Annotated in this window: 3 protein-coding genes; 1 reads left to right on the top strand and 2 read right to left on the bottom strand. The window is 35.2% G+C overall.

Translation table 11 applies throughout. The annotated features are described in order from the left end of the window. Positions 1–532: 532 nt before the first annotated feature. Complete coding sequence (gene mobV, locus G5T77_RS09650) at positions 533–1,438, top strand: MobV family relaxase (RefSeq protein WP_166236215.1); 906 nt, start codon at positions 533–535, stop codon at positions 1,436–1,438. 3 nt (positions 1,439–1,441) lie between these two features. Here mobV and G5T77_RS09645 read toward each other — a convergent pair whose 3' ends face one another. Together G5T77_RS09645 and G5T77_RS09640 are read right to left on the bottom strand one after the other, a co-directional pair. Then, a complete protein-coding gene (locus G5T77_RS09645; RefSeq protein WP_166139563.1) occupies positions 1,442–1,630 on the bottom strand; it encodes a hypothetical protein in 189 nt (62 codons plus the stop codon). Between the two features lie 13 nt (positions 1,631–1,643). Further along, the gene (locus tag G5T77_RS09640; RefSeq protein ID WP_166139566.1) at positions 1,644–2,618 is read right to left on the bottom strand and encodes a replication initiation protein; all 975 of its coding nucleotides are present in this window, start codon (positions 2,616–2,618) and stop codon (positions 1,644–1,646) included. Positions 2,619–2,819 lie beyond the last annotated feature (201 nt).

Raw genomic sequence — 2,819 nt, 5'->3', positions numbered from 1 at the left:
ACCCCCTAAAAAAAGAAAAAAAGAAAAGCAGTTTTTTCACGAAAAACAGCCCTATGCCCTCGCTAAAGCTCGGACGTTTTAACCTCGCTAAAGCTCGGTTGAGGGGCTGTTTTTTTCAAATGAAGATTTAGAACCAAATGCAGAAAAAAGCAAAAACAACTATGAACTCGCTTCGCTCGTATTTTTTCAAAAGAAAAAGCCCTCGATAGTAAAAATTATCGAGCAGCCAGTATTTTTAAAAGCGGTTTTTCAGGGAGGGGAATAAGCGAACTTTCATTGTGTCGTTCGTAGACACTCACTCTGTAAATTTCATTGAAAAATCTAAATGAAAAACGTTGTTGCTTTTCGAACGATCCTTTATCATCAAAATACGGAGTTTTTTTGATGGTAAAGGTGTAGTGAGTACACTTTTAATCAAATATAAAAAATCATCAGCTATTTGACGTTTTTTGAATTATATAAAAATCAGTAGTTTAGATAACTGTAAAAACAGCAAATTTTCACTGTACTAACAAGAGTATGAAGTTTTTTTATGGATAATAATTTTGCGATTTTACGAACTGAAAAACTAAAAACTTTCGGCAATATCGGTGGATCACTTGCACATAATTTTCGTGATATTGAAACGCCCAATGCTGATGCTGATAGAACAATAAAAAACTCTCACAGTTTAAAATCATCAGCTGAAGTAATTGATGCAATTCAGCTTCGATTGCCTGAAAAAAGACGTTCTGATGCTGTGTTGTGCATTGAGCACTTAATTACTGCCAGCTCAACCTGGGACGGCTGGGGGACTGAGAAAGAACATGAATTCTTTGAAAGCTCTAAAAAATGGCTTGAAAAACAGTACGGTTCTAAAAATGTGATTGCTGTTTCAATTCATCGAGATGAAACGACTCCTCATTTGATCGCATATGTTGTTCCTGTTGATGAGGCTACTGGCAAGTTAAATGCGAAAAAATGGTTAGGTGGTCGTGCAAAAATGTCACAAATGCAGAGTGATTTTGCTGATCAAGTACGAGATTTGGGGCTTGAAAGGGGTATCGAAGGATCTAAAGCTAAGCACACTAGAATTAAAGAATATTATGCAAAAGTTAATCAAGATGAAGTCGAAATACAGAGAAATGTATTTCTACCCGATGCTGAATATGATGAAGATAAATACATGTATGCTGAAAGATGCGTTAAATCTGTACTTAAAGATTTACAGAGTGATTTAGCACTTGCTGAACAAACTAAAATTGCTCGTCAGAATGCACAAAAGGCACAAAAAGCTCTAATTGATATGCAAAATGATGTCTTAGCTTATCTGAATGCAAAACGGCATTTAAATGAAAATGAACGTGAAGAACTTGATCAAATGATTAAGATTATCAGCCAAAAATTACTAGATAAAAGAATTGAAAATAACGGATTTAATTCTGATTTTAATTACTAAAATTTATGTTTTATAAAGCATTTTTTTAGTCCGTTCGATTCTATTTTCTAAACCTATGATGCTTTTTTGAAGTCTGTCGCTATACACTTTTTTTTGAAGATCAGAAAATTCTTTAAGTTCATTTTCTAGCTGAGAAATTTTGTTTTGTAGCAAAATTTCTTTCTCAAATTTTGTTATCTCTTTTTCAATCATTTTTATTCCTTGCTCAACTAAAAATAACGCCAAATTCTTCAAGTTTATTTTGCCATTGGTCGGCTATTGCATCGGTTGTGATCTCACTTTGGATACGTGCCATCATCTGCATAATTGATTCATCACCCTGTTTAAACCGATCTGATAAACGATTAGACATGATTAACCCTGTGATCTTGCTCGCTCTATGTTGTAAATCGCTCACATTTGCGTTTTCAGGCTGTTTTACGATGTTGGTAGGGATTTCTACGGTTTTTTGCTTAGAAACGCCAGAATCGCTGTTTTTTGATGTTTTTGAAGCTATTTTAGGCTTGGCTGTGATGTAAACCGAATTGATCGAGCGTCCTTTTTTCAAAAATTGAGTATCTGTGATACTTAAATCGGTTTGTTCGTGGATTTCTTTGAGTGCTGGTTCAATCACATAGACCCTTAAATCCTTATTCGCTTTGTATTCACTATCTGAAAAACAAAACATTGAACGGATCTCCGCAAGTGTCAGCTCAACGTAGAACTCCTTGCCTTTCCCTAGGTTCTGTTTTTGCTTGAGAAACTCATAAAAACGCAAGGAATGAACGCACTTAAATCGCTGAATATTCTTATTTTCATATTGCGTGAAGTAGCCTTGCAGTTGAAGCAGATAGGGCTTTAAGTCGGGATGAAAATCGACAAGTAATGTCCCTCGATTGCTGTTGTAGCGTACCGATGAAAACCAATTCAGTGCTATGCCCTCGATTTCATCGCCAATGATGATTGGTTGTTTATTTAACTCTAGGGCTGATTTTTTGATGTAGCGATACGCATTTTTAGTGTCGATACCGTGATTTTCGGCAATGCTACGAACATTCACCTCGTATTTTTTAAAGTCGGTATCTTCAATGTGGATTTGGGAAATCACGTTATGCAAAACGTATTGCTGAATGATCGTTAGTCGATATTTTGCTGTTATCAGGTCATTTGATTTTTTGACAATCTGGTTTGTTTCTTTCATGACAAAACCTAGTTGAATTTTGAGCAAGTATTACACAACTAGGAGTTAAATAAAATACTCTTTTTTATGTCAAAATATTCCTATTTGACCGTTATTTTCTCCTATTTGACCGTTATTTTCTCCTATTTGACCGTTATTTTCTCCTATTTGACCCCGTGAAAGCCTTACACAGCAAGGCTTTCAGACCCCCTAAAAAAAGAA

The sequence above is a fragment of the Acinetobacter sp. GFQ9D191M genome (assembly GCF_011174875.1).
In the GTDB taxonomy this organism is placed as follows: Bacteria; Pseudomonadota; Gammaproteobacteria; order Pseudomonadales; family Moraxellaceae; genus Acinetobacter.
This window is presented reverse-complemented; position numbering and strand designations above follow the sequence as displayed.